A 19,366-nucleotide genomic window follows, 5' to 3' on the forward strand; every position below is an offset into this window, starting at 1 on the left:
GCGTCCCTTGCAGCCTTGGCCACGGATCGGGCCGCCACGGCGGCACGACGGGGTGGCGATGTCACCGTTCGTGCCGGTGGTCGTGGCAGGATCGAGAGGCCATGACTGCTCTCACGAAGTCCCCGCCCGACGGCACTGCCGATCACGTGTCCGAGCACGCTCCCGGAGCGCCGCTCCACTCCCCGGTCATCGACTGGTTCGACGAGCACGCCCGGGATCTGCCGTGGCGGCGCCCGGAGGCCGGTGCGTGGGGGGTGATGGTCAGCGAGTTCATGCTCCAGCAGACCCCGGTGAACCGGGTCCTGCCCGTCTACGAGCAGTGGCTGGCCCGCTGGCCGCGCCCCGCCGGCCTCGCCGCCGAGGCGCCCGGCGAGGCCGTCCGCGCCTGGGGCCGGCTCGGTTACCCGCGCCGTGCGCTGCGGCTGCACGGCGCCGCGGCCGCCATAACGGAACGGCACGGTGGCGACGTACCCGCCGACCACGCGCAGCTCCTGGCCCTGCCCGGCATCGGCGAGTACACGGCCGCCGCCGTGGCGTCGTTCGCGTACGGGCAGCGGCACGCCGTGCTGGACACCAATGTGCGCCGGGTGTTCGCCCGTGCGGTGACCGGTGTCCAGTACCCGCCGAACGCCACCACGGCCGCCGAGCGCCGGCTCGCCCGTGCGCTGCTGCCCGAGGACGAGTCGACCGCCGCGCGGTGGGCCGCCGCCTCCATGGAGCTGGGGGCACTGGTGTGCACGGCGAAGAACGAGTCGTGCCATCGCTGCCCCATCGCCGCACGGTGCGCCTGGCGGCTCGCGGACAAGCCGGCACACGACGGCCCTCCCCGCCGGGGACAGACGTACGCGGGTACGGACCGTCAGGTCCGCGGGCGGCTGCTGGCCGTGCTCCGGGAGACGCACGGTGCCGTACCGCAGGCGGCCCTGGACCGGGTGTGGCAGGAGCCGGTGCAGCGCGCCCGCGCGCTGGACGGCCTGGTCGCCGACGGTCTGGTCGAACCACTGCCCGGCGGGCTCTACCGGCTGCCGCTGACCTGACCGCCACCGGCCCGGCTCCGGCCCGGCTCCGGCCCGGCCGTTCCGCGTTCCCGCCCGGGCGGCGCACATCGACCCACAAGACGCCCAAATCCCCCACCGCTTTACCTCGTTCCTACTTCCGTTACACAACCGACGGACAGCCGAGGGCAGGCCGCAGGCTGCTCCGCACAGTGCCGTGACAACGCCTCCGTACCTTCGTTCCCGTGCCCCGCACGCAACACGCAGAACGCAACACGCAGAACGCAGCGCACAGCGCACCGGGGCGCGAGCACCACGGATCACGGCAGTGGACCGGGCCGCACGGGCGGGCCGGTACGGGGAACGGAAGGCGGTTCACCATGGCGCAGGGCGAGGTGCTCGGGTTCGAGGAGTACGTCCGCACCCGGCAGGACGCGCTGCTGCGCAGCGCCCGCCGTCTGGTGCCGGATCCCGTCGACGCGCAGGACCTGCTGCAGACCGCGCTGGCCCGGACGTACGGCCACTGGGACGGGATCGCCGACAAGCGGCTGGCCGACGCCTACCTGCGCCGCGTCATGATCAACACTCGGACCGAGTGGTGGCGCGCCCGCAAGCTGGAGGAGGTGCCCACCGAGCAGCTTCCGGACGTCTGCGTGGACGACGCCACCGAGCAGCACGCCGACCGCGCCCTCCTGATGGACGTGCTGAAGGTGCTCGCCCCGAAGCAGCGCAGCGTGGTGGTGCTGCGACACTGGGAGCAGATGTCCACGGAGGAGACGGCCGCCGCACTCGGCATGTCGGCCGGAACGGTCAAGAGCACGCTGCACCGGGCGCTCGCCCGGCTCCGCGAGGAGCTGGAAACCCGCGAGCTGGACGTACGCGCGCTGGAGCGTGAGGAGCGGGAGCGTTGCGCGGCCTGACCGGCGTGGGACCCATGCGGGTCCGGAGAACCGCCCAGGCGGCGACCACGGCGACGTCCGTGCTCGCCGCCCTCGTCTTTTTCGTCACCGCCTGCGGTACGGGCGGCACCGGTGCCCGTGACGAGGGCCCCGCGCACGCGGACTCGGTGGTCAGCCCGCTGCCCACCTCCTCGTCCTCCGCCCTGCCCACACCTTCGCGGGCGGAGGCGGCGACCGGGGCCGGGGGCCGGGTGGACGCGGTGCGGCTGGTCAAGGGGGACCCGGCCGTCTCGGCGGCGGTCAAGCGGGAGCTGAAGCCGTGCGTGGGCGACGAGTACCCCGTCGACGTGAGCTACGGCAACCTCACCGGGGGGACCACGAACGACGTCGTCGTCAACGTGCTGACCTGTGGGGACGCAGTGGGCGTCGGTTCGTACGTGTACCGCGACCAGGGCGGTGCGTACGTGAACGTGTTCCAGACCGAGGAACCCCCCGTGTACGCGGAGATCGACCGCGGGGACCTGGTGGTGACGATGCAGGTGTACGACCGGGGCGACCCGGTGTCGAGCCCGTCCGGCGAGAACGTGATCACCTACCGCTGGACCGCGGGCCGGTTCACCGAGGAGTTCCGCACCCACAACGACTACGGCAAGGTGTCCGGCACGGAGCCGGCACCGATGCCGGGCAGCTGAGATCCGGGGACCGGGACCGGCCCGGAGTGGGGGACCCGGACCACAGGCGAGGGTGTGCGGCGTGAACCGGCGGGCCGCACGGTCCGATGAAGGGGATGAACCCTCCGCGCGGTCCGCGCGTCCGTCCGGTGGGCGGGGCGAAACCCCCGCACCGGTCCGGCACCGCACAAACACCGAGCACCGAGCACCGAGCACCGAGCACCGAGCACCGAGCACGAGAGCTGAGAGCTGAGAGCTGAGATCACCAGGATGGCAGACCAGACCCACGTCCTGTTCGTCGAGGACGACGACGTCATCCGTGAGGCCACCCAACTCTCCCTGGAGCGGGACGGCTTCGCGGTCACAGCGATACCCGACGGGCTGTCGGGCCTGGAGGCGTTCCGCGCCGACCGGCCGGACATCGCGCTGCTCGACGTCATGGTGCCCGGCCTCGACGGCGTCAGCCTGTGCCGGAGCATCCGCGACGAGTCGACGGTGCCGGTGATCATGCTGTCGGCACGGGCGGACGCCATCGACGTGGTCCTGGGCCTGGAGGCGGGAGCCGACGACTACGTGACCAAGCCGTTCGACGGTGCCGTCCTGGTCGCCCGCATCCGGGCGGTGCTGCGCCGGTTCGACCGGGCGAACGGCAGCCGGGAGGAAGCGGAGGCCGGGGCCCTCGCCGGCGCGCTGGCCTTCGGTGAACTGGAGATCGACACCGTGGGCATGGAGGTGCGTCGGGCCGGGACCCCGGTGGCGCTGACCCCGACCGAGATGCGGCTGCTGCTGGAGTTCTCCTCGGCGCCGGGCATCGTCCTCTCCCGCGACCGGCTGCTCGAACGTGTCTGGGAGTACGGGTGGGGCGGCGACACCCGCGTCGTCGACGTCCATGTGCAGCGGCTGCGCGGGAAGATCGGCCAGGACCGCATCGAGACGGTCCGCGGCTTCGGCTACAAACTGAAGGCCTGAACACGGACATGCGGCGACACGTCGGACGGCTGGTGGGTGCGGGGCTCGAGCGGGCGGGCGTCCTCACCGGGCTGAGATGGAAGCTCAGTGCCGCCATCGCCCTGGTCGGCGCGCTGGTGGCGGTCGCGCTGAGCCTGGTCGTGCACAACGCCGCCCGGGTGTCGATGCTGGACAACGCGCGCGATCTCGCCGACGAGCGCATCATGATCGCCCAGCGCAACTACGAGCTGTCCGGGCGGCTGAACTTCCCCGACACCAAGGTCGACGACCCCGAACTGCCGACGGAGCTGCGGGCGAAGGTGGAGGAGGGCCGACGGGCCACCTACGTGGCCGACCGGCCGGGCGGGGCGCCGGACATCTGGGCGGCCGTACCGCTGAAGAACGGCCATGTCATGTCCCTGCATTCAGGCTTCACGGACCGCAGCTCGGACATCCTCAAGGACCTCGACCAGGCCCTGGTGATCGGTTCCATCGCGGTCGTCCTGGGCGGCAGCGCGCTCGGGGTGCTGATCGGCGGGCACCTGTCACGCCGGCTGCGCAAGGCGGCGAGCGCCGCCAACCGGGTCGCCAAGGGGGAGACGGAGGTCCGGGTGCGCGAGGCCATCGGCGGGGTCGTCCGGGACGAGACCGACGACCTGGCCAGCGCGGTGGACGCGATGGCGGACGCGCTGCGTCAGCGGCTGGAGGCCGAACGCCGGGTCACCGCCGACATCGCGCACGAACTGCGTACCCCGGTCACCGGTCTGCTGACCGCCGCCGAACTCCTGCCGCCCGGCCGGCCCACCGAGCTGGTGCTGGACCGGGCGAAGGCCATGCGCACCCTGGTCGAGGATGTCCTGGAGGTGGCCCGGCTGGACGGCGCGTCCGAGCGGGCCGAGCTGCAGGACATCCTGCTGGGCGAGTTCGTCACCCGGCGGGTCGCGGTCAGGTCCTCCCGTCTGGATCGGGCCGGGGCCCGCGGGCCCGGACCGATCCAGACGGGAGGACCTGGAGGCCCGGACGTCACGGTGCGCGTGGTGCACGAGTCGGAGGTCACCACCGACCCGCGGCGTCTGGAGCGGGTGCTGTTCAACCTGCTGGCCAATGCCGCCCGGCACGGCAGGCCGCCCATCGAGGTCTCCGTCGAGGGGCGGGTCGTCCGGGTCCGCGACCACGGGCCCGGCTTCCCCGCGGACCTGCTTGCCGAGGGGCCGAGCCGGTTCCGCACCGGCAGTACGGACCGGGCCGGGCGCGGTCACGGTCTGGGCCTGACCATCGCGGCCGGGCAGGCCCGGGTGCTGGGGGCACGGCTGACCTTCCGCAACGTGCGGCCGGCCGGCGCGTCCGAGGGGGCGCTCGCCGTGCTGTGGCTGCCGGAACACGCGCCGACGAACACCGGGAGTTATCCGGTACTGCCGTAGGGTGCCCGGCCGAGGAGACCCGGGACCTGGACCGGGTTGCCGGACCGGGGCCCTCAGAACTGCACGCCCTTGCCGTGCAGGAACTTGACCGGGTCGATCGCGGAGCCGTAGTCCGGGCTGGTCCGGATCTCGAAGTGCAGATGGGGGCCGCTGGAGTTGCCGGTGTTGCCGGACGCGGCGATCTTCTGACCGGTCTTGACCATCTGACCGGGCTGCACGTTCACCTCGGAGAGGTGGGCGTACTGGGAGTACGTCCCGTTGCCGTGGTTGATGACGAGGGCGTTGCCGTAGGCCGGGCCGTCGCCGGCGCCGTTGCCGCCCGCCTTGACGACCGTGCCGCCGTGCGCGGCCACCACCTTCGTGCCGTTCGGGACCGCGTAGTCCTGCCCGCTGTGGGCGGACTGCCACATGCCGCCGGCCTGGGCGTAACTCGCGGAGATCTTGTACTTCTTCACCGGGTCGACCCAGGACGCCTTCTTCTTGGCGGGCTGAGCCGGCTTCTCGGCCTTCTCGGCCTTCTTCGCCCCGGCGGGCTTCTTGTTCTCGGCGGCCTTGGTCTTCACGGCCTCGGACTTCGCGGCCTCGGCCTGGGCGTCCGCCTGGGCCCGCACGGCCTTGGCGGTTTCGCTGCCGACGCCCGTGGTGTCGGCGGCGGCCGCGATCCCGGCTCCCACGACGGCCGTGGCTCCCACGCCGGCGGCCATGACGGCCGCACGGGTGCGGAGGTGGGACGTGAGGAAGGAACGGGGCGTGACGCGCTGGGACATCTGAACCTCGCGAGGAAGGGAGCAACGGAAAACCATCGGGCGAACAGGTCCGCTCCGAAGTGGCCATCCCTTGGTAACCCCTCCGCCCACACGGGCACAAAAAGGGCCATCTACGACAGACCTTCGTACTCCCACAGTGAGACGGACGTCTCTTGACACCTCGCCCGTACCGGACGAAAGCCCCACCCGCGGCCGGTCGATCAGAGTTTTACGTTAAATGTCTGTTTTGCCTTTTAGTATTTCTCCACTATTCCGGCTAGTACCGGACGAAACGCCTGTGGAGCATGTCACCGGGGGCGGGGTGCGGACATTCCATAAATGTGGCGTGCACCTCTCTGGCCGCCTACCGCGCGGTAACCCTACGGTTCACCTCGCGTCACTCTCCACGGCGAACATGCACACGACTCATCGACCCGTTGGCAGCGTCACGAGCCCGAGAGGCCCCCACCACATGAGAAGCCGACGCCCCTGGCTGCGCCGCGCATCGGTCACCGCCGTCTCCACCACGGCTCTGGTGGCCCTGGCCGTCCCCGCCCAGGCAGCGACCGCCACCGGCACCTCCGCACCGGCCGCCGCAGACATCGACTACGACGCCTGGCAGCGGGACTGCCAGGCGGTCATGGACCAGGCCCTGCCACAGCTGCAGCAGCGGATCGCGAACCCGCGGCCGGGCGAGAAGCAGGCGATCGTCCTCGACATCGACAACACCGCCCTGGAGTCCGACTTCGGCTTCAGCTTCCCGGCACCGGCCAACGAGCCGGTCCTGGAGGTCGCGCAGTACGCCCAGGAGCGCGGCGTGGCGGTGTTCTTCGTGACCGCCCGGCCGGGCATCATCGAGGCCTTCACCGAGTACAACCTCGACCACGCCGGGTACGAGTCCGCCGGTCTGTACGTCCGCAGCCTCACCGACCTGTTCCGGAACGTGGCCGCCTACAAGACGGCCAGGCGCGTCGACATCGAGTCGAAGGGCTACACGATCATCGCCAACATCGGCAACAACGACACCGACCTGTCGGGCGGCCACGCCGAGAGGACCTACAAGCTGCCGGACTACGACGGCCAGCTCTCGTAACCCCGGACACGGCAGCCGAAAGGGGCCGGTGCCCCTCTCGGGCACCGGCCCCTTTCGGCTGCCGTCACGCTGACGCGTTACGCACTGACGTGCTTACGCGTCCTTGCTGAGATTCGGGCCGGCTCCGCCGGCCGCCTGCTCGATCGGCGGGACGTCGGGCAGGGCCGCCTTCTCCTCGCCCCGGAAGGTGAAGGTCGCGCTCTCGCCCTCACCCTCGGTGTCCACGACCACGATGTGGCCGGGACGCAGTTCGCCGAAGAGGATCTTCTCCGACAGCGAGTCCTCGATCTCGCGCTGGATGGTCCGGCGCAGCGGCCGGGCGCCCAGCACGGGGTCGTAGCCCCTCTTGGACAGCAGCTCCTTGGCGGACTGCGAGAGCTCGAGACCCATGTCCCGGTCCTTCAGGCGCTCGTCCACCTTCTCGATCATCAGATCGACGATCGCGAGGATGTCCTCCTGGGACAGCTGCGGGAACACGACCACGTCGTCGACACGGTTGAGGAACTCGGGACGGAAGTGCTGCTTGAGCTCGTCCGACACCTTGTTCTTCATGCGCTCGTAGTTGGACTTCTTGTCGCCGGCGGCGGCGAAGCCCAGGTTGAAGCCCTTGGAGATGTCCCGGGTGCCGAGGTTGGTCGTCATGATGATGACCGTGTTCTTGAAGTCCACGACCCGGCCCTGGGAGTCGGTCAGGCGACCGTCCTCCAGGATCTGCAGCAGCGAGTTGAAGATGTCCGGGTGGGCCTTCTCGACCTCGTCGAAGAGGACGACGGAGAACGGCTTGCGGCGCACCTTCTCCGTCAGCTGACCGCCCTCCTCGTAGCCCACGTAGCCGGGGGGCGAGCCGAAGAGCCGCGAGACCGTGTGCTTCTCGCTGAACTCCGACATGTCGAGGGAGATCAGCGCGTCCTCGTCACCGAAGAGGAACTCGGCGAGCGCCTTGGACAGCTCGGTCTTACCGACACCGGACGGGCCGGCGAAGATGAACGAACCACCGGGACGCTTCGGGTCCTTCAGACCGGCGCGCGTACGGCGGATCGCCTTCGACAGCGCCTTGACGGCGTCCTTCTGGCCGATGACCCGCTTGTGGAGCTCGTCCTCCATGCGCAGCAGACGCGAGGACTCCTCCTCGGTCAGCTTGAAGACCGGGATGCCGGTGGCCGTGGCGAGGACCTCGGCGATCAGGTCGCCGTCGACCTCGGCGACGACGTCCATGTCGCCGGCCTTCCACTCCTTCTCCCGCTTGGCCTTGGCGGCCAGGAGCTGCTTCTCCTTGTCGCGCAGGGAGGCGGCCTTCTCGAAGTCCTGCGAGTCGATCGCGGACTCCTTGTCCCGGCGGACACCGGCGATCTTCTCGTCGAACTCGCGCAGGTCCGGCGGCGCGGTCATCCGGCGGATGCGCATCCTCGAGCCGGCCTCGTCGATCAGGTCGATCGCCTTGTCCGGGAGGAAGCGGTCCGAGATGTACCGGTCGGCCAGGGTGGCGGCCTGCACCAGCGCCTCGTCGGTGATCGAGACACGGTGGTGCGCCTCGTACCGGTCACGCAGACCCTTGAGGATCTCGATGGTGTGCGGCAGGGACGGCTCCGCGACCTGGATCGGCTGGAAGCGGCGCTCCAGGGCCGCGTCCTTCTCCAGGTGCTTGCGGTACTCGTCCAGCGTGGTCGCGCCGATGGTCTGGAGCTCACCACGCGCCAGCATCGGCTTCAGGATGGAGGCCGCGTCGATGGCGCCCTCGGCGGCACCCGCACCGACCAGCGTGTGCAGCTCGTCGATGAACAGGATGATGTCGCCGCGGGTGCGGATCTCCTTGAGCACCTTCTTCAGGCGCTCCTCGAAGTCGCCGCGGTAGCGGGAGCCGGCGACCAGCGCGCCGAGGTCGAGGGTGTAGAGGTGCTTGTCCTTGAGGGTCTCGGGCACCTCGCCCTTGACGATGGCCTGGGCGAGGCCCTCGACGACGGCGGTCTTGCCGACGCCGGGCTCACCGATCAGCACCGGGTTGTTCTTGGTACGGCGGGACAGCACCTGCATGACCCGCTCGATCTCCTTCTCGCGCCCGATGACCGGGTCGAGCTTGGACTCACGGGCGGCCTGGGTGAGGTTCCGGCCGAACTGGTCGAGGACCAGGGACGTCGAGGGGGTGCCCTCGGCAGGACCGCCGGCCGTGGCGGTCTCCTTGCCCTGGTAACCGGAGAGCAGCTGGATGACCTGCTGCCGCACGCGGTTGAGATCTGCGCCCAGCTTGACCAGGACCTGGGCGGCGACGCCCTCGCCCTCACGGATCAGGCCGAGCAGGATGTGCTCCGTGCCGATGTAGTTGTGACCCAGCTGCAGCGCCTCGCGGAGCGACAGCTCGAGCACCTTCTTGGCACGGGGGGTGAAGGGGATGTGACCCGACGGAGCCTGCTGGCCCTGCCCGATGATCTCCTCCACCTGCTGGCGGACCGCCTCGAGCGAAATCCCGAGGCTCTCAAGGGCCTTGGCGGCGACACCCTCACCCTCGTGGATCAGGCCCAGGAGAATGTGCTCGGTGCCGATGTAGTTGTGGTTGAGCATCCGGGCTTCTTCCTGAGCCAGGACGACAACCCGCCGCGCGCGGTCGGTGAACCTCTCGAACATCGTTAATCGCTCCTCAGAGCGGTCAGGCAGTGGGGGGAACTTCCCCTCCCTGTCCTTCCGCAGCTTAGTCCCGCGAGCGGGGACCGCTCATTCCAACTGCCGACACCGTCGATGGCCTCCTGACCTCGAACGCCGACATATGCTCCAACCCGATGGTGCGAGACGATGTTCCCGCAGACCAGGCAGTTACCCCTATCGCCAGTACGCCGATGGCGAACGCGGGACGTGCCGCCCCGTGTGTCGCCCCCTCCCACTAGGGGTGTCTTACCCGCTGCGACCGACGGTCCATGCCGGGCAGAGGGGTTCCCTCCGCTACGGGCGAACAACCTCGCGCCCCCCGGCCCCCGCACGCCTCCGCGTTCGACACCCTTTGCATGTACACGCAGACCCAGCGTAACCCGGACGGTCTTCCTGCGGTTGCGCCTGGCATGGCCGGCACCGCCCTCTCCGTCATCCCCGTCACCCCGGGCCCGCTCGTCCCCGCGCACCGTTCCGTCACCACGGCCGAGGGGTCCCGGGGCGGTCCGGACGACCCGGTCCTGCGCTGGTACGAGGACGAACAGGGGTGGCCGACGCTGCCCGGTTCTCCGGTACGCCTGTCGGTGGGGGTGCGCTTCGACGTCCTGGACGTCCCCGCCGAGGCCGGCCGTGCGGCGCTGGAGCGTCTGGAACTCCGGGGGCCGGTGGCCCTGCAGGGCGGCCGGACGCGGCTGCTGGTGGCCGTGGGCAGCGCGGAGGAACTGCCGGGGCTGCTCGCCTGGCTGGAGTGGGGCACGCTGGCCCTCGATCTGGCCGCGGTCGGCGCGGGCGGGCTCATCGACGCCCCGCCACCCCCGGGGGCGGTCGGCCACGGTGCCGTCCGGCCGCTTCCGCCGGACCACACCGGCACACAGGGGGCCGCCGTGTGGCTGCGGCCCCCCGAGCCGGGGCGCGAGGTCGAGGCCTCGCTGCCGACACTGTCGGCGACGGGGGGCCGTGGGGGCGCCCCCGATCTCGTACGGCTGGTGAACACGGTGGCCACGCAGTGCCACCGGCTCCGGCTCCTGCGCGCCTGCGGCCGACCACCGGCCGGGGGACGCGGGGCGGGACGGACCGGCAGTCAGCCGTTGGCCTGCTCGTAGGCCTCGCGAATGGCCGCGGGGACCCGGCCGCGGTCGTTGACCTCGTGGCCGTTCTCCTTCGCCCAGGCGCGGATCGCCGCGGTGTCCTGGTTGCCGCCGGAAGCGGCGGCACGCGCCTTTCCACGCCCGCCCGAAGCGCGGCCTCCCGTGCGCCGGCCGCCCTTCACGTAAGGCTCGAGAAGGCCACGGAGCTTGTCCGCATTGGCGGTGGTGAGATCGATCTCGTATGTCTTGCCGTCCAACGCGAACGTCACGGTCTCGTCCGCCTCACCGCCGTCGAGGTCGTCGACAAGAAGAACCTGAACCTTCTGCGCCACCGGATTTCCTTTCATCGATAACGTCAGGGCCTGGGTGTACCGGCGTCCGCCGTATCGCCGTCCCCTGTTATATCCACTGCTGCAGTACATCGGAAAGCAAACCGCTTTTGCCGGAAAAACACAAACCCCGGGAGAGACGGGCTGCCCGCCCGCAGTCCGGAAACGTGCGCGTTTCGGACATAGGGAACCGGGCAAGGCCCACGGCGGCGAAGCAACTGCGGAAGCAAGTACGGAATATGCCCTGGCGTCGCCCGCCGAGGGCCTCCGTCCCGAGGTGCCGGATGCGGAACGCCGAAGATCACAGATGCAGAAGCATCCTGCTGTTGCCCAGGGTGTTCGGTTTCACTCGTTCGAGACCGAGGAACTCCGCGACACCCTCGTCGTAGGAACGCAGCAGCTCGGTGTACACATCGGTGTCGACGGGCGTCTCGCCGATCTCCACGAAGCCGTGCTTGCCGAAGAACTCGACTTCGAAGGTCAGACAGAAAACACGGCGAACACCGAGCCGTCGGGCCGTCTGCAGCAACTTCTCCATCAAGCGATGCCCCACACCGGCACCCTTCAGCCCGGGCTTCACCGCGAGAGTGCGGACTTCCGCAAGGTCTTCCCACATCACGTGCAGCGCGCCGCAGCCGACGACCTCCCCGTTGTCGTCCCGTTCCGCGATCCAGAACTCCTGGATGGCCTCGTAAAGCGTCACCGTTGCTTTGTCGAGCAGGATGCCCTCGCGGACGTAGGCGTCAAGGAGGTGACGAACGGCGGGGACATCGCTGGTGCGGGCCCGTCGGACGGTGATGGCTTTTGCGGGGACATCCGGGCTGTCTGCTGACATGAGCGGACGCTATCGCCCACGCGGGCCCTCGGCCGAGGCGGGGTTCTCCACAGAGGGTTCCGCAGGCGGGGGTTGTTCGGACGATCCGGCTTGTCCGGCCGTTCCGGGCTGTTCCGTTCCCTGCTGTTCCGGCGTTCCCGGCTGTTCGGCCGGCCGGCGTTGTTCCGTGGTTTCCGGAAGGGGTGCGACGCGTACGGCATCGGTGAGGGCCTGGCGCTGTTCCTCGCTCATCATCCCGAAGAAGGCGACGAGTGCGGCGGCGGCGTTGTCGCTTCGCGACCAGGCCTCGTTCATCAGTGCGGCGGCGTAGGCGGCGCGGGTGGAGACCGCCTCATATCGATAGGCCCGGCCTTCCGCCTGGCGGCGCACCCAGCCCTTCTGATGGAGATTGTCCAGAACGGTCATCACCGTGGTGTACGCGATGGACCGCTCCTTCTGCAGATCTTCGAGGACTTCCCTGACGGTGACCGGGCGGTTCCACTTCCACACCCGCGTCATGACCGCGTCTTCGAGTTCTCCCAGTGGGCGAGGCACACCTCGTAACAATAGTGCGAAATCCATATCATGGCGTGCTGATCATGCGTGAAGAGCGACGAACGCGAACAAAACGCGAACAAAACGCGAACAAAAAAGGGCGCACGACTCGCGCCCGGTCACGCTCGAGTCGTACGCCGGATCCGTCTCCCGCGCCGCCCGCGGTCGGCCGGACAGCCGTCGGTCAGCCCGTCGGTCGGGCCTCGGTCTCGGCGGAGGCCCGGTGGGGCGCCTCCGCGCGGGCGAGGGCCGCGTCCACGGCGGCGTCCTCCTTGGCCTTGTTGGCGCCGCCCTGGGTCTTCACGATCACCCGGATCACGCCGATGAAGAGGACGGCCATGACGGCCGGGGGCAGGAGCGCGGAGACGTAGTCCATGGATCCAGGGTAGCCAGGGCCCGGCTGACGGCCGGGCGGGGGTGGGGGTGCGGCGGACGCGCGCGGCGGCTCCGCGGCAGGCTTCTCAGCCCGCGGCGAGCCGCCGGCCCTGCGGGGGCGGGGCGGGCTTGCGACGGGGGAAGACCTCGCCCGGGGTGGGGACGGGCCGGTCCGGCTTCGGGTTGCCGGGTGCGGGGGCGTCGGGAGCCGGCGCGGGTTCGGGCCGGGGAGCGGACGGCTTGCGCTCCGGCTCCTTCTCCGGCTTCTCGGCGGCCTGGCCGCCCGGCAGGGCGAGGAGGCGCGTGCGGGAGGCGGGGACGGCGGACAGGGGGCCCTGGGGCGGCGGAGCTGCGGACGGACTGCCCGGCGGGGACCCCACGGACCCCACGGAGCCCACGGAGCCCACAGAGCCCACAGAGCCCACGCGGACCGTACGGCCGGCGAGGCGGGCGCGCACGTCCTGCTCGGCGAGGAGCCGGCAGCGGTCCAGGAGAGCGGCGGCGCCGGGATTGCCGCGCAGCGCCCGGAGGGCGGCGAGGTCGTCGGCGTCCGGGCGGTAGCCGGCACCCAGCGCCTCCTCCAGGAGCCTGAGATAGCCGACGACGGTGCCGGGGAGGGCAGCGCGGTAGCGGCCGAGGTCGGCCACCAGGAAGGCGCGCAGGCGGGCACCCTCCCCCGTCGCCTCGTCGAGGGACTCGGCGAGGCGGAGGCAGTCCTGGACGTCTTCGGCCGAGGCGGACGTGGGATGCAGGGCGAGGGCGAGGGCACGGCGGAGCACACACAGCTCCTCCGCACCGAACGCCATGCCGCCGCGGGATCCGTAGGGCGTGGGCATGTGACGACGATACGCGCTAATCGGACAAACAGCGCATAGCGCACGGGTGTGGCGTGCGGGCGGGCGCGGTTCCACCCGGGTGGGGGCGGGCCTGGTGAGGGCCGCCCGGTCCCGCTCCGGACGCGGTGACGAATCAGCGGGGCCCGCAGCCCGGCTCCGCCGGCCGTGGCGCTTTCCGGGAACGTGTCACGGTCCGCGGCAGGAACACCCGGGGCCGCACGGCGTGGACTCACAGGGCCCGGCCCGTTCCACGAGGCGTGCGGACCGGCGGGCAGCCCCCGTACGGCTCGGGACCGGCTGCCCGCGGCCCGCGTCCGGTCCCGGAGCGCCGCGTCCGGGTGGCGCTACATCCGCGACACGTTCCGTTCGTGGACCAGGCGCAGGCCGACCAGGGTCAGCCAGGGCTCGTGCTCGTCGATGACCGTGCTCTCGCCCAGGACCATCGGCGCGAGTCCGCCGGTCGCGATGACGGTCACCTCGTCGGGGTCGTCGGAGAGCTCGCGGACCATCCGGCGGACGACGCCGTCGACCTGGCCGGCGAAGCCGTAGATGATGCCGGACTGCATCGCCTCGACCGTGTTCTTGCCGATCACGCTCCGGGGCCGGGCCACCTCGATCTTGCGGAGCTGCGCGCCGCGGACGCCGAGCGCCTCGACGGAGATCTCGATGCCGGGGGCGATCACGCCGCCGACGTACTCCCCGCGCGCGCTGACCGCGTCGAAGGTGGTGGCGGTGCCGAAGTCGACGACGACGGCGGGTCCGCCGTACAGGTCGACGGCGGCGACCGCGTTGATGATGCGGTCCGCGCCGACCTCCTTGGGGTTGTCGGTGAGGATCGGCACGCCGGTCTTGACGCCCGGCTCGACCAGGACCGCGGGAACGTCGCCGTAGTAGCGGCGGGTCACCTCGCGGAGTTCGTGCAGGACGGAGGGGACGGTCGCGCAGATGGCGATGCCGTCGATGCCGTCGCCCAGTTCGTCGCCGAGCAGGGGATGCATGCCCATCAGGCCCTGGAGGAGGACGGCGAGCTCGTCGGCGGTGCGGCGCGCGTCCGTGGAGATCCGCCAGTGCTCGACGATGTCCTCGCCGTCGAACAGGCCCAGGGTGGTGTGCGTGTTGCCCACGTCGATCGTCAGCAGCATGGCCGGCCCCTACTCCGCCGCTCGCAGGTCCAGGCCGATGTCCAGGATCGGCGAGGAGTGCGTGAGGGCGCCCACGGCGAGGTAGTCGACCCCCGTGTCGGCGTACGCCCTCGCGTTGCCGAGGGTGAGCCGGCCGGACGCCTCCAGGGCGGCGCGGCCGGCGACGAGAGCCACCGCCTCCTCGCACTCGCCGGGGGTGAAGTTGTCCAGCAGGATCAGGTCGGCGCCGGCTTCCAGGACCTCGCGGAGCTGGTGCAGGGTGTCGACCTCGACCTCGATCGGCACGTCGGGGAAGCGTTCCCGGACAGCCTGGAAGGCCTGGGCGACGCCGCCCGCGGCGACCACATGGTTGTCCTTGACCAGGGCCGCGTCGGAGAGCGACATGCGGTGGTTGACGCCACCGCCGCAGCGCACGGCGAACTTCTCCAGGGAGCGCAGGCCCGGAGTGGTCTTGCGGGTGTCGCGGACCTTGGCCTGCGTTGTGCCCAGAACGTCCGCCCACGCGCGCGTGGCCGTGGCGACACCCGAGAGGCGGCACAGGAGGTTCAGGGCGCTGCGTTCCGCCGTGAGGAGGTCGCGGGTACGGGCGGTGACGGAGAGGAGCCTGGCGCCTGCTTCCACCCGGTCTCCGTCCTCCACGTGCCGTTCCACCTCGAACTCCGCCGTGCAGACCACCGAGACGACCGCCTCGGCGACCCTGAGACCCGCCACCACGCCCGCCTCCCGCGCGGTGAAGTCGGCGGTGGCGACGGCGTCCTCGGGGATGGTCGCGACCGTCGTCACGTCCACGCCGTGGGCGAGGTCCTCCTGGAGGGCGACGGTGGCGATGTCCTCGACCTCCACCGGGTCCAGCCCCGCGTCGGCCAGGAGCTCGGCGAGCGCGGAGTCGAGGCCGCACTCCAGGTAGGTCTCGTCGTAGGTCTCGCCGTAGCTCTCGTCGCTGTCCGCGCCGCAGGCGCAGCCGTCGCCGCAGCCGCCGGACGGGGCGAGGGGAAGGTCTGGTGTGGTCACTGCTGTCACTGCTCCTGAGGGGCCTGGGGCGGGAGGTTCGGGGCGTTCGGGACGTCGGGAAGAAGCGGGACGTCGGGGAGAGTCGGAGGGAAGTCCGTGGCGTCGGTGGTGTGCACCGCCAGCGTGCGGTCCGGGTTCAGCCGTACGACGATGTGGCGGCGCCATGCGGTGTCGTCGCGCTCGGGCCGGTCCTCGCGCCAGTGACAGCCCCGGGTCTCCTCACGGCGCAGCGCGGCGGCGACCAGGACGCGGGCGACGCACAGGAGGTTCGTCGCCTCCCAGGTGTCGACGCCGGGCTCGGCGGTCTTGCCCTGCTCGTCGAGGGCGTCGCGGGCGTCGGCGTGCAGCCGCTGAAGCCCGTCGGCGGCCTGCCCGAGGGATGCGGCGGAGCGCAGGACCCCGGCTCCCCCGGTCATGATCCGCTGGATGGTGAAGCGGGCCTCCGCGGGGAGGAGGGGGTGCCCGGGGCGCTCGGCGTGCGGGAGGGGCTGCGGCGCACGTGCGCGAAGGGTGTCCCCGGTCCGGCTCGCGGCGATGTCGGCGGCGATGCGCTCCGCGTAGACCAGACCCTCCAGGAGCGAGTTGGAGGCGAGCCGGTTGGCTCCGTGCACGCCGGTGCAGGCGACCTCCCCGCAGGCGTAGAGGCCGGGGACGGTGGTGCGGCCGTGGGAGTCGGTACGGACTCCGCCGGAGGCGTAGTGGGCGGCGGGGGCGACCGGGACGGGCCCGGTGACCGGGTCGATGCCGTGGGCTCGGCAGGCCGCGAGGATCGTCGGGAAGCGGTGCTCCCACATGCCGGCGCCGAAGTGCCGGGCGTCGAGGTACATGTGCTCGGCGTCCTGCTCCCGCATCCGGCGCATGATGCCCTTGGCGACGACGTCCCGCGGGGCGAGCTCGGCGAGCTCGTGCTGCCCCGCCATGAAGCGCACTCCGTCGGCGTCGACCAGGTGGGCGCCCTCGCCGCGTACCGCCTCGGAGACCAGGGGCTGCTGGCCCTCCGCGTCCGGGCCCAGGAACAGGACGGTCGGGTGGAACTGCACGAACTCGAGGTCACTGACCTCGGCACCCGCGCGCAGGGCCAGCGCCACCCCGTCGCCGGTCGAGACGGAGGGGTTCGTGGTCGCGCTGAAGACCTGCCCCATGCCACCGGTCGCGAGCACCACCGCGGGAGCGTGCACGGCCCCCACGCCGTCGTGCTGGCCCTCCCCCATGACGTGCAGGGTCACGCCGGCACTGCGGCCCTCGGAGTCGGTCAGCAGGTCCAGGACGAGCGCGTTCTCGATCGTGCGCAGACCACGCGCGCGTACGGCCTCGACCAGCGCGCGGGAGATCTCCGCGCCGGTGGCGTCCCCGCCCGCGTGCGCGATGCGCCGGCGGTGGTGGCCGCCCTCGCGGGTGAGTTCCAGGCTGCCCTCCTCGGACTCGTCGAAGTGGGCGCCGGTGGCGATGAGCCGGCGTACGGCGTCGGGGCCCTCGGTGACGAGGAGGCGGACCGCCTCCTCGTCGCACAGGCCGGCCCCGGCGACCAGGGTGTCGTCCCGGTGCTGTGCGGGGGTGTCTCCCTCGCCGAGGGCCGCGGCGATGCCCCCCTGGGCCCAACGGGTGGAACCGTCGTCGAGCCGGGCCTTGGTCACGACGACCGTGGCCAGCCCGGCGGCCTCGCAGCGCAGCGCGGCGGTCAGTCCGGCCACGCCGGAGCCGACGACCACGACGTCCGCCTCGATGGACCACCCGGGCGCGGGCGCGTGCAGTCGTATGCCGGTGCTGGTCACGAGGCGGCTCCGAGGGTGCCGAAGGTCAGGGGGACGTTGTCGATCAGGCGGGTCGTGCCGACCCGGGCGGCCACGGCGAGGACGGCCTCGCCGGTGAAGCCGTCGCCGATCTCGGTGAAGTCCGAGGGGTCGACCAGAGCCAGGTAGTCCAGGGTGAGCGGCGGCGTGAAGCGGGCGGCCGCGTCGAGGACCTGGCGGGCGGCGGTACGGACGGCGTCGGGGCCGCCGGCCGTGGCGACGGCGTGTGCGTCGGCCGCCGCTCGGGACTCCCCGAGCGCGCTCAGCGCCTCGGCGCGCGCGCGTGTGGCGGGCACTTCGCGGGCCCGCGCGCGCAGCGCCTCCTGCGCGGCGTGCCGGTCGCGTCCGGCGAACAGGGCACCGGAGAGGGCGAGCGCGGTGCGCCGCTCCGTGGCGGAGAGGTAGCGGTTGCGGCTGGACAGGGCCAGCCCGTCGGCCTCGCGGACGGTGGGGACGCCGACGACGTCGACACCGAAGTTCAGGTCGCGCACCATGCGACGGATCAGCGCGAGCTGCTGGGCGTCCTTCTGGCCGTACAGGGCGACGTCGGGACGGGTGAGGTGCAGCAGTTTGGCGACGACGGTGAGCATGCCGTCGAAGTGACCGGGGCGGGCGGCGCCCTCCAGACGTTCGCCCATGGGACCGGCACTGACGCGGACCTGGGGCTCGCCGCCCGGGTAGACCTCGTCGGCCGACGGGGCGAAGACCACGCCCGCGCCCGCCTGCCCGGCAAGCCCGAGGTCGGCGTCCAGGGTGCGCGGATACCGGTCGAGGTCCTCGCCCTCGCCGAACTGCAGCGGGTTGACGAAGACGGTGACCACGACCTCGCCCGCGGGACCCGCGAGGTCGCGCGCGGCGCGGATCAGGGTGGCGTGGCCCTCGTGCAGGGCGCCCATGGTCATCACGACGGCGCGACGGCCCGTGCGCGCGCGTACGTGCAGGTCGTCGGCGGTGCGCAGCAGGGTGGTGGTCATCGGGGACTTCCCTCGCCATCGCCGGTGGGGCCTGTTTCGCCGGTGGTGCCCGTCGTCCCGTCCGCGAGTACCCCGAGGAGGTCCTCGGCGAGTTCCGGCTTCAGCAGGCCGTGGGCGAGGGCGCGGTCGGCGGTCGCGCGGGCCATCGCCAGATAGCCGGCGACGGCCTGCGGGGCGTGCCGGCGCAGCTCGGCGACATGGGCGGAGACGGTGCCGGCGTCGCCGCGCGCGACGGGGCCGGTGAGGGCCGCGTCGCCGGAGCGCAGGGCGTTGTCCAGGGCGGCGCCGAGCAGCGGGCCGAGCATCCGGTCGGGGGCCTCCACCCCGGCGGTGCGCAGCAGTTCCAGGGACTGGGCGACCAGGGTGACCAGGTGGTTGGCGCCCAGGGCGAGGGCCGCGTGGTAGAGCGGGCGGTTCTCCTCGGCGATCCACTCCGGTTCGCCGCCCATCTCGATCACCAGGGCCTCGGCGGCCAGCCGCAGTTCCTCCGGCGCGGTGACGCCGAAGGAGCATCCGGCGAGCCGCTGCACGTCGACGGGGGTGCCGGTGAACGTCATCGCCGGGTGCAGGGCCAGCGGCAGCGCGCCGGCCCGCAGGGCGGGGTCCAGCACCTTCGCGCCGTACCGGCCCGAGGTGTGCACGAGGAGTTGTCCCGGCCGTACCGCACCCGTCTCGGCGAGCCCGGCCACCAGCTCCGGCAGCGCGTCGTCCGGGACGGTCAGCAGCACCAGTTCGGCACGCCCCAGCACCTCGGCGGGCGCGACCACCGGCACGTCGGGGAGCAGCTGCTCGGCACGCCTCCGGGAGGCGGCGGAGACGGCGGACACAGCCACCGGACGGTGTCCGGCGAGCTGCAGGGAGGCGGCCAGGGCCGGGCCGACGCGCCCGGCGCCGACCACACCGACGCTGAGCCGCGCGGGGCGGTCCCTGGGATCCGGTTGTGGGCTTGTGTTCACGCGACGACGGCCTTCCCGTTCCAGTCCGCTCGGGGTACCGGACGATTTCTCGTCATGCTAACGCGAAACGCGGGCGGCCCTCGGGT

19 protein-coding genes are annotated in these 19,366 nt (G+C 71.8%); 7 read left to right on the plus strand and 12 right to left on the minus strand.

Going from position 1 to position 19,366, the window contains the following annotated elements; genetic code table 11:
• Positions 1-101 precede the first annotated feature (101 nt).
• The 5 genes from HUV60_RS14460 to HUV60_RS14480 all read left to right on the plus strand — a co-directional run bounded on the left by HUV60_RS14460 (position 102) and on the right by HUV60_RS14480 (position 4,934).
• Positions 102-1,037, plus strand: coding sequence for an A/G-specific adenine glycosylase (locus tag HUV60_RS14460; protein WP_257850854.1), 936 nt, complete (start codon positions 102-104; stop codon positions 1,035-1,037).
• A 338-nt stretch (positions 1,038-1,375) separates the two neighbouring features.
• The gene (locus tag HUV60_RS14465; protein WP_257850853.1) at positions 1,376-1,915 is read left to right on the plus strand and encodes a SigE family RNA polymerase sigma factor; all 540 of its coding nucleotides are present in this window, start codon (positions 1,376-1,378) and stop codon (positions 1,913-1,915) included.
• Complete coding sequence (locus tag HUV60_RS14470; protein WP_257850851.1) at positions 1,903-2,586, plus strand: hypothetical protein; 684 nt, start codon at positions 1,903-1,905, stop codon at positions 2,584-2,586. The genes HUV60_RS14465 and HUV60_RS14470 overlap by 13 nt, the downstream gene beginning before the upstream one ends.
• A gap of 249 nt (positions 2,587-2,835) precedes the next feature.
• On the plus strand, positions 2,836-3,534 hold the full coding sequence (gene cseB / locus HUV60_RS14475) for a two-component system response regulator CseB (RefSeq protein WP_257850850.1): 699 nt from the start codon (positions 2,836-2,838) through the stop codon (positions 3,532-3,534).
• A gap of 8 nt (positions 3,535-3,542) precedes the next feature.
• Entirely contained in the window at positions 3,543-4,934 is a 1,392-nt protein-coding gene (locus HUV60_RS14480) for a sensor histidine kinase (RefSeq protein WP_257850849.1), read from the plus strand.
• A 53-nt stretch (positions 4,935-4,987) separates the two neighbouring features.
• Here the strand turns inward: HUV60_RS14480 and HUV60_RS14485 are convergent, their stop codons facing one another.
• Positions 4,988-5,701 (minus strand): M23 family metallopeptidase, encoded by a 714-nt coding sequence (locus HUV60_RS14485; protein WP_257850848.1) that lies wholly within the window; start codon positions 5,699-5,701, stop codon positions 4,988-4,990.
• 451 nt (positions 5,702-6,152) lie between these two features.
• On the opposite strand from HUV60_RS14485, the gene HUV60_RS14490 reads away from it, so the two are divergent.
• Positions 6,153-6,773: an HAD family acid phosphatase gene (locus HUV60_RS14490; protein WP_257850847.1), complete on the plus strand. Its 621-nt coding sequence runs from the start codon at positions 6,153-6,155 to the stop codon at positions 6,771-6,773.
• A 93-nt stretch (positions 6,774-6,866) separates the two neighbouring features.
• On the opposite strand, the gene HUV60_RS14495 is transcribed toward HUV60_RS14490, so the two are convergent.
• Complete coding sequence (locus HUV60_RS14495) at positions 6,867-9,392, minus strand: ATP-dependent Clp protease ATP-binding subunit (RefSeq protein WP_257850846.1); 2,526 nt, start codon at positions 9,390-9,392, stop codon at positions 6,867-6,869.
• 428 nt (positions 9,393-9,820) lie between these two features.
• On the opposite strand from HUV60_RS14495, the gene HUV60_RS14500 reads away from it, so the two are divergent.
• The gene (locus HUV60_RS14500; RefSeq protein WP_257850845.1) at positions 9,821-10,513 is read left to right on the plus strand and encodes an SCO3374 family protein; all 693 of its coding nucleotides are present in this window, start codon (positions 9,821-9,823) and stop codon (positions 10,511-10,513) included.
• On the opposite strand, the gene HUV60_RS14505 is transcribed toward HUV60_RS14500, so the two are convergent.
• The 10 genes from HUV60_RS14505 to HUV60_RS14550 all read right to left on the minus strand — a co-directional run bounded on the left by HUV60_RS14505 (position 10,492) and on the right by HUV60_RS14550 (position 19,280).
• Entirely contained in the window at positions 10,492-10,830 is a 339-nt protein-coding gene (locus HUV60_RS14505) for a histone-like nucleoid-structuring protein Lsr2 (protein WP_257850844.1), read from the minus strand. The two genes, HUV60_RS14500 and HUV60_RS14505, sit on opposite strands and share 22 nt — an antisense overlap.
• A 298-nt stretch (positions 10,831-11,128) precedes the next feature.
• Entirely contained in the window at positions 11,129-11,662 is a 534-nt protein-coding gene (locus tag HUV60_RS14510; RefSeq protein WP_257850843.1) for an amino-acid N-acetyltransferase, read from the minus strand.
• Between the two features lie 9 nt (positions 11,663-11,671).
• Positions 11,672-12,160, minus strand: a complete 489-nt coding sequence (locus tag HUV60_RS14515; protein ID WP_443047519.1) for a BlaI/MecI/CopY family transcriptional regulator — start codon at positions 12,158-12,160, stop codon at positions 11,672-11,674.
• Between the two features lie 220 nt (positions 12,161-12,380).
• On the minus strand, positions 12,381-12,572 hold the full coding sequence (locus HUV60_RS14520) for a hypothetical protein (protein ID WP_257850841.1): 192 nt from the start codon (positions 12,570-12,572) through the stop codon (positions 12,381-12,383).
• 85 nt (positions 12,573-12,657) lie between these two features.
• Positions 12,658-13,377: a hypothetical protein gene (locus tag HUV60_RS14525; protein ID WP_257851726.1), complete on the minus strand. Its 720-nt coding sequence runs from the start codon at positions 13,375-13,377 to the stop codon at positions 12,658-12,660.
• A gap of 374 nt (positions 13,378-13,751) precedes the next feature.
• Positions 13,752-14,549: a type III pantothenate kinase gene (locus tag HUV60_RS14530; RefSeq protein ID WP_257850840.1), complete on the minus strand. Its 798-nt coding sequence runs from the start codon at positions 14,547-14,549 to the stop codon at positions 13,752-13,754.
• A gap of 9 nt (positions 14,550-14,558) precedes the next feature.
• Positions 14,559-15,560 (minus strand): carboxylating nicotinate-nucleotide diphosphorylase, encoded by a 1,002-nt coding sequence (nadC, locus tag HUV60_RS14535; RefSeq protein WP_257850838.1) that lies wholly within the window; start codon positions 15,558-15,560, stop codon positions 14,559-14,561.
• A 5-nt stretch (positions 15,561-15,565) separates the two neighbouring features.
• The gene (locus tag HUV60_RS14540; protein ID WP_257850837.1) at positions 15,566-17,332 is read right to left on the minus strand and encodes an L-aspartate oxidase; all 1,767 of its coding nucleotides are present in this window, start codon (positions 17,330-17,332) and stop codon (positions 15,566-15,568) included.
• Entirely contained in the window at positions 17,329-18,324 is a 996-nt protein-coding gene (gene panC, locus HUV60_RS14545; RefSeq protein WP_257850836.1) for a pantoate--beta-alanine ligase, read from the minus strand. The genes HUV60_RS14540 and panC overlap by 4 nt, the downstream gene beginning before the upstream one ends.
• Complete coding sequence (locus tag HUV60_RS14550) at positions 18,321-19,280, minus strand: Rossmann-like and DUF2520 domain-containing protein (RefSeq protein WP_257850835.1); 960 nt, start codon at positions 19,278-19,280, stop codon at positions 18,321-18,323. Before HUV60_RS14550 ends, panC begins: the two co-directional genes overlap by 4 nt.
• Between the last annotated feature and the right edge of the window lie 86 nt (positions 19,281-19,366).

It is taken from the genome of Streptomyces sp. KMM 9044 (assembly GCF_024701375.2).
In the GTDB taxonomy this organism is placed as follows: Bacteria; Actinomycetota; Actinomycetes; order Streptomycetales; family Streptomycetaceae; genus Streptomyces.

Excerpts from the sequence above, each read along its gene's own strand:
- HUV60_RS14530 (WP_257850840.1), bottom strand. The coding sequence starts at position 14,549 with ATGCTGCTGACGATCGACGTGGGCAACACGCACACCACCCTGGGCCTG.
- HUV60_RS14480 (WP_257850849.1), top strand. The coding sequence starts at position 3,543 with ATGCGGCGACACGTCGGACGGCTGGTGGGTGCGGGGCTCGAGCGGGCG.
- HUV60_RS14500 (WP_257850845.1), top strand. The coding sequence starts at position 9,821 with ATGGCCGGCACCGCCCTCTCCGTCATCCCCGTCACCCCGGGCCCGCTC.
- HUV60_RS14520 (WP_257850841.1), bottom strand. The coding sequence starts at position 12,572 with ATGGACTACGTCTCCGCGCTCCTGCCCCCGGCCGTCATGGCCGTCCTC.
- HUV60_RS14510 (WP_257850843.1), bottom strand. The coding sequence starts at position 11,662 with ATGTCAGCAGACAGCCCGGATGTCCCCGCAAAAGCCATCACCGTCCGA.
- cseB (WP_257850850.1), top strand. The coding sequence starts at position 2,836 with ATGGCAGACCAGACCCACGTCCTGTTCGTCGAGGACGACGACGTCATC.
- HUV60_RS14495 (WP_257850846.1), bottom strand. The coding sequence starts at position 9,392 with ATGTTCGAGAGGTTCACCGACCGCGCGCGGCGGGTTGTCGTCCTGGCT.
- HUV60_RS14460 (WP_257850854.1), top strand. The coding sequence starts at position 102 with ATGACTGCTCTCACGAAGTCCCCGCCCGACGGCACTGCCGATCACGTG.
- HUV60_RS14490 (WP_257850847.1), top strand. The coding sequence starts at position 6,153 with ATGAGAAGCCGACGCCCCTGGCTGCGCCGCGCATCGGTCACCGCCGTC.
- HUV60_RS14465 (WP_257850853.1), top strand. The coding sequence starts at position 1,376 with ATGGCGCAGGGCGAGGTGCTCGGGTTCGAGGAGTACGTCCGCACCCGG.
- HUV60_RS14525 (WP_257851726.1), bottom strand. The coding sequence starts at position 13,377 with ATGGCGTTCGGTGCGGAGGAGCTGTGTGTGCTCCGCCGTGCCCTCGCC.
- panC (WP_257850836.1), bottom strand. The coding sequence starts at position 18,324 with ATGACCACCACCCTGCTGCGCACCGCCGACGACCTGCACGTACGCGCG.
- HUV60_RS14515 (WP_443047519.1), bottom strand. The coding sequence starts at position 12,160 with ATGACGCGGGTGTGGAAGTGGAACCGCCCGGTCACCGTCAGGGAAGTC.
- HUV60_RS14485 (WP_257850848.1), bottom strand. The coding sequence starts at position 5,701 with ATGTCCCAGCGCGTCACGCCCCGTTCCTTCCTCACGTCCCACCTCCGC.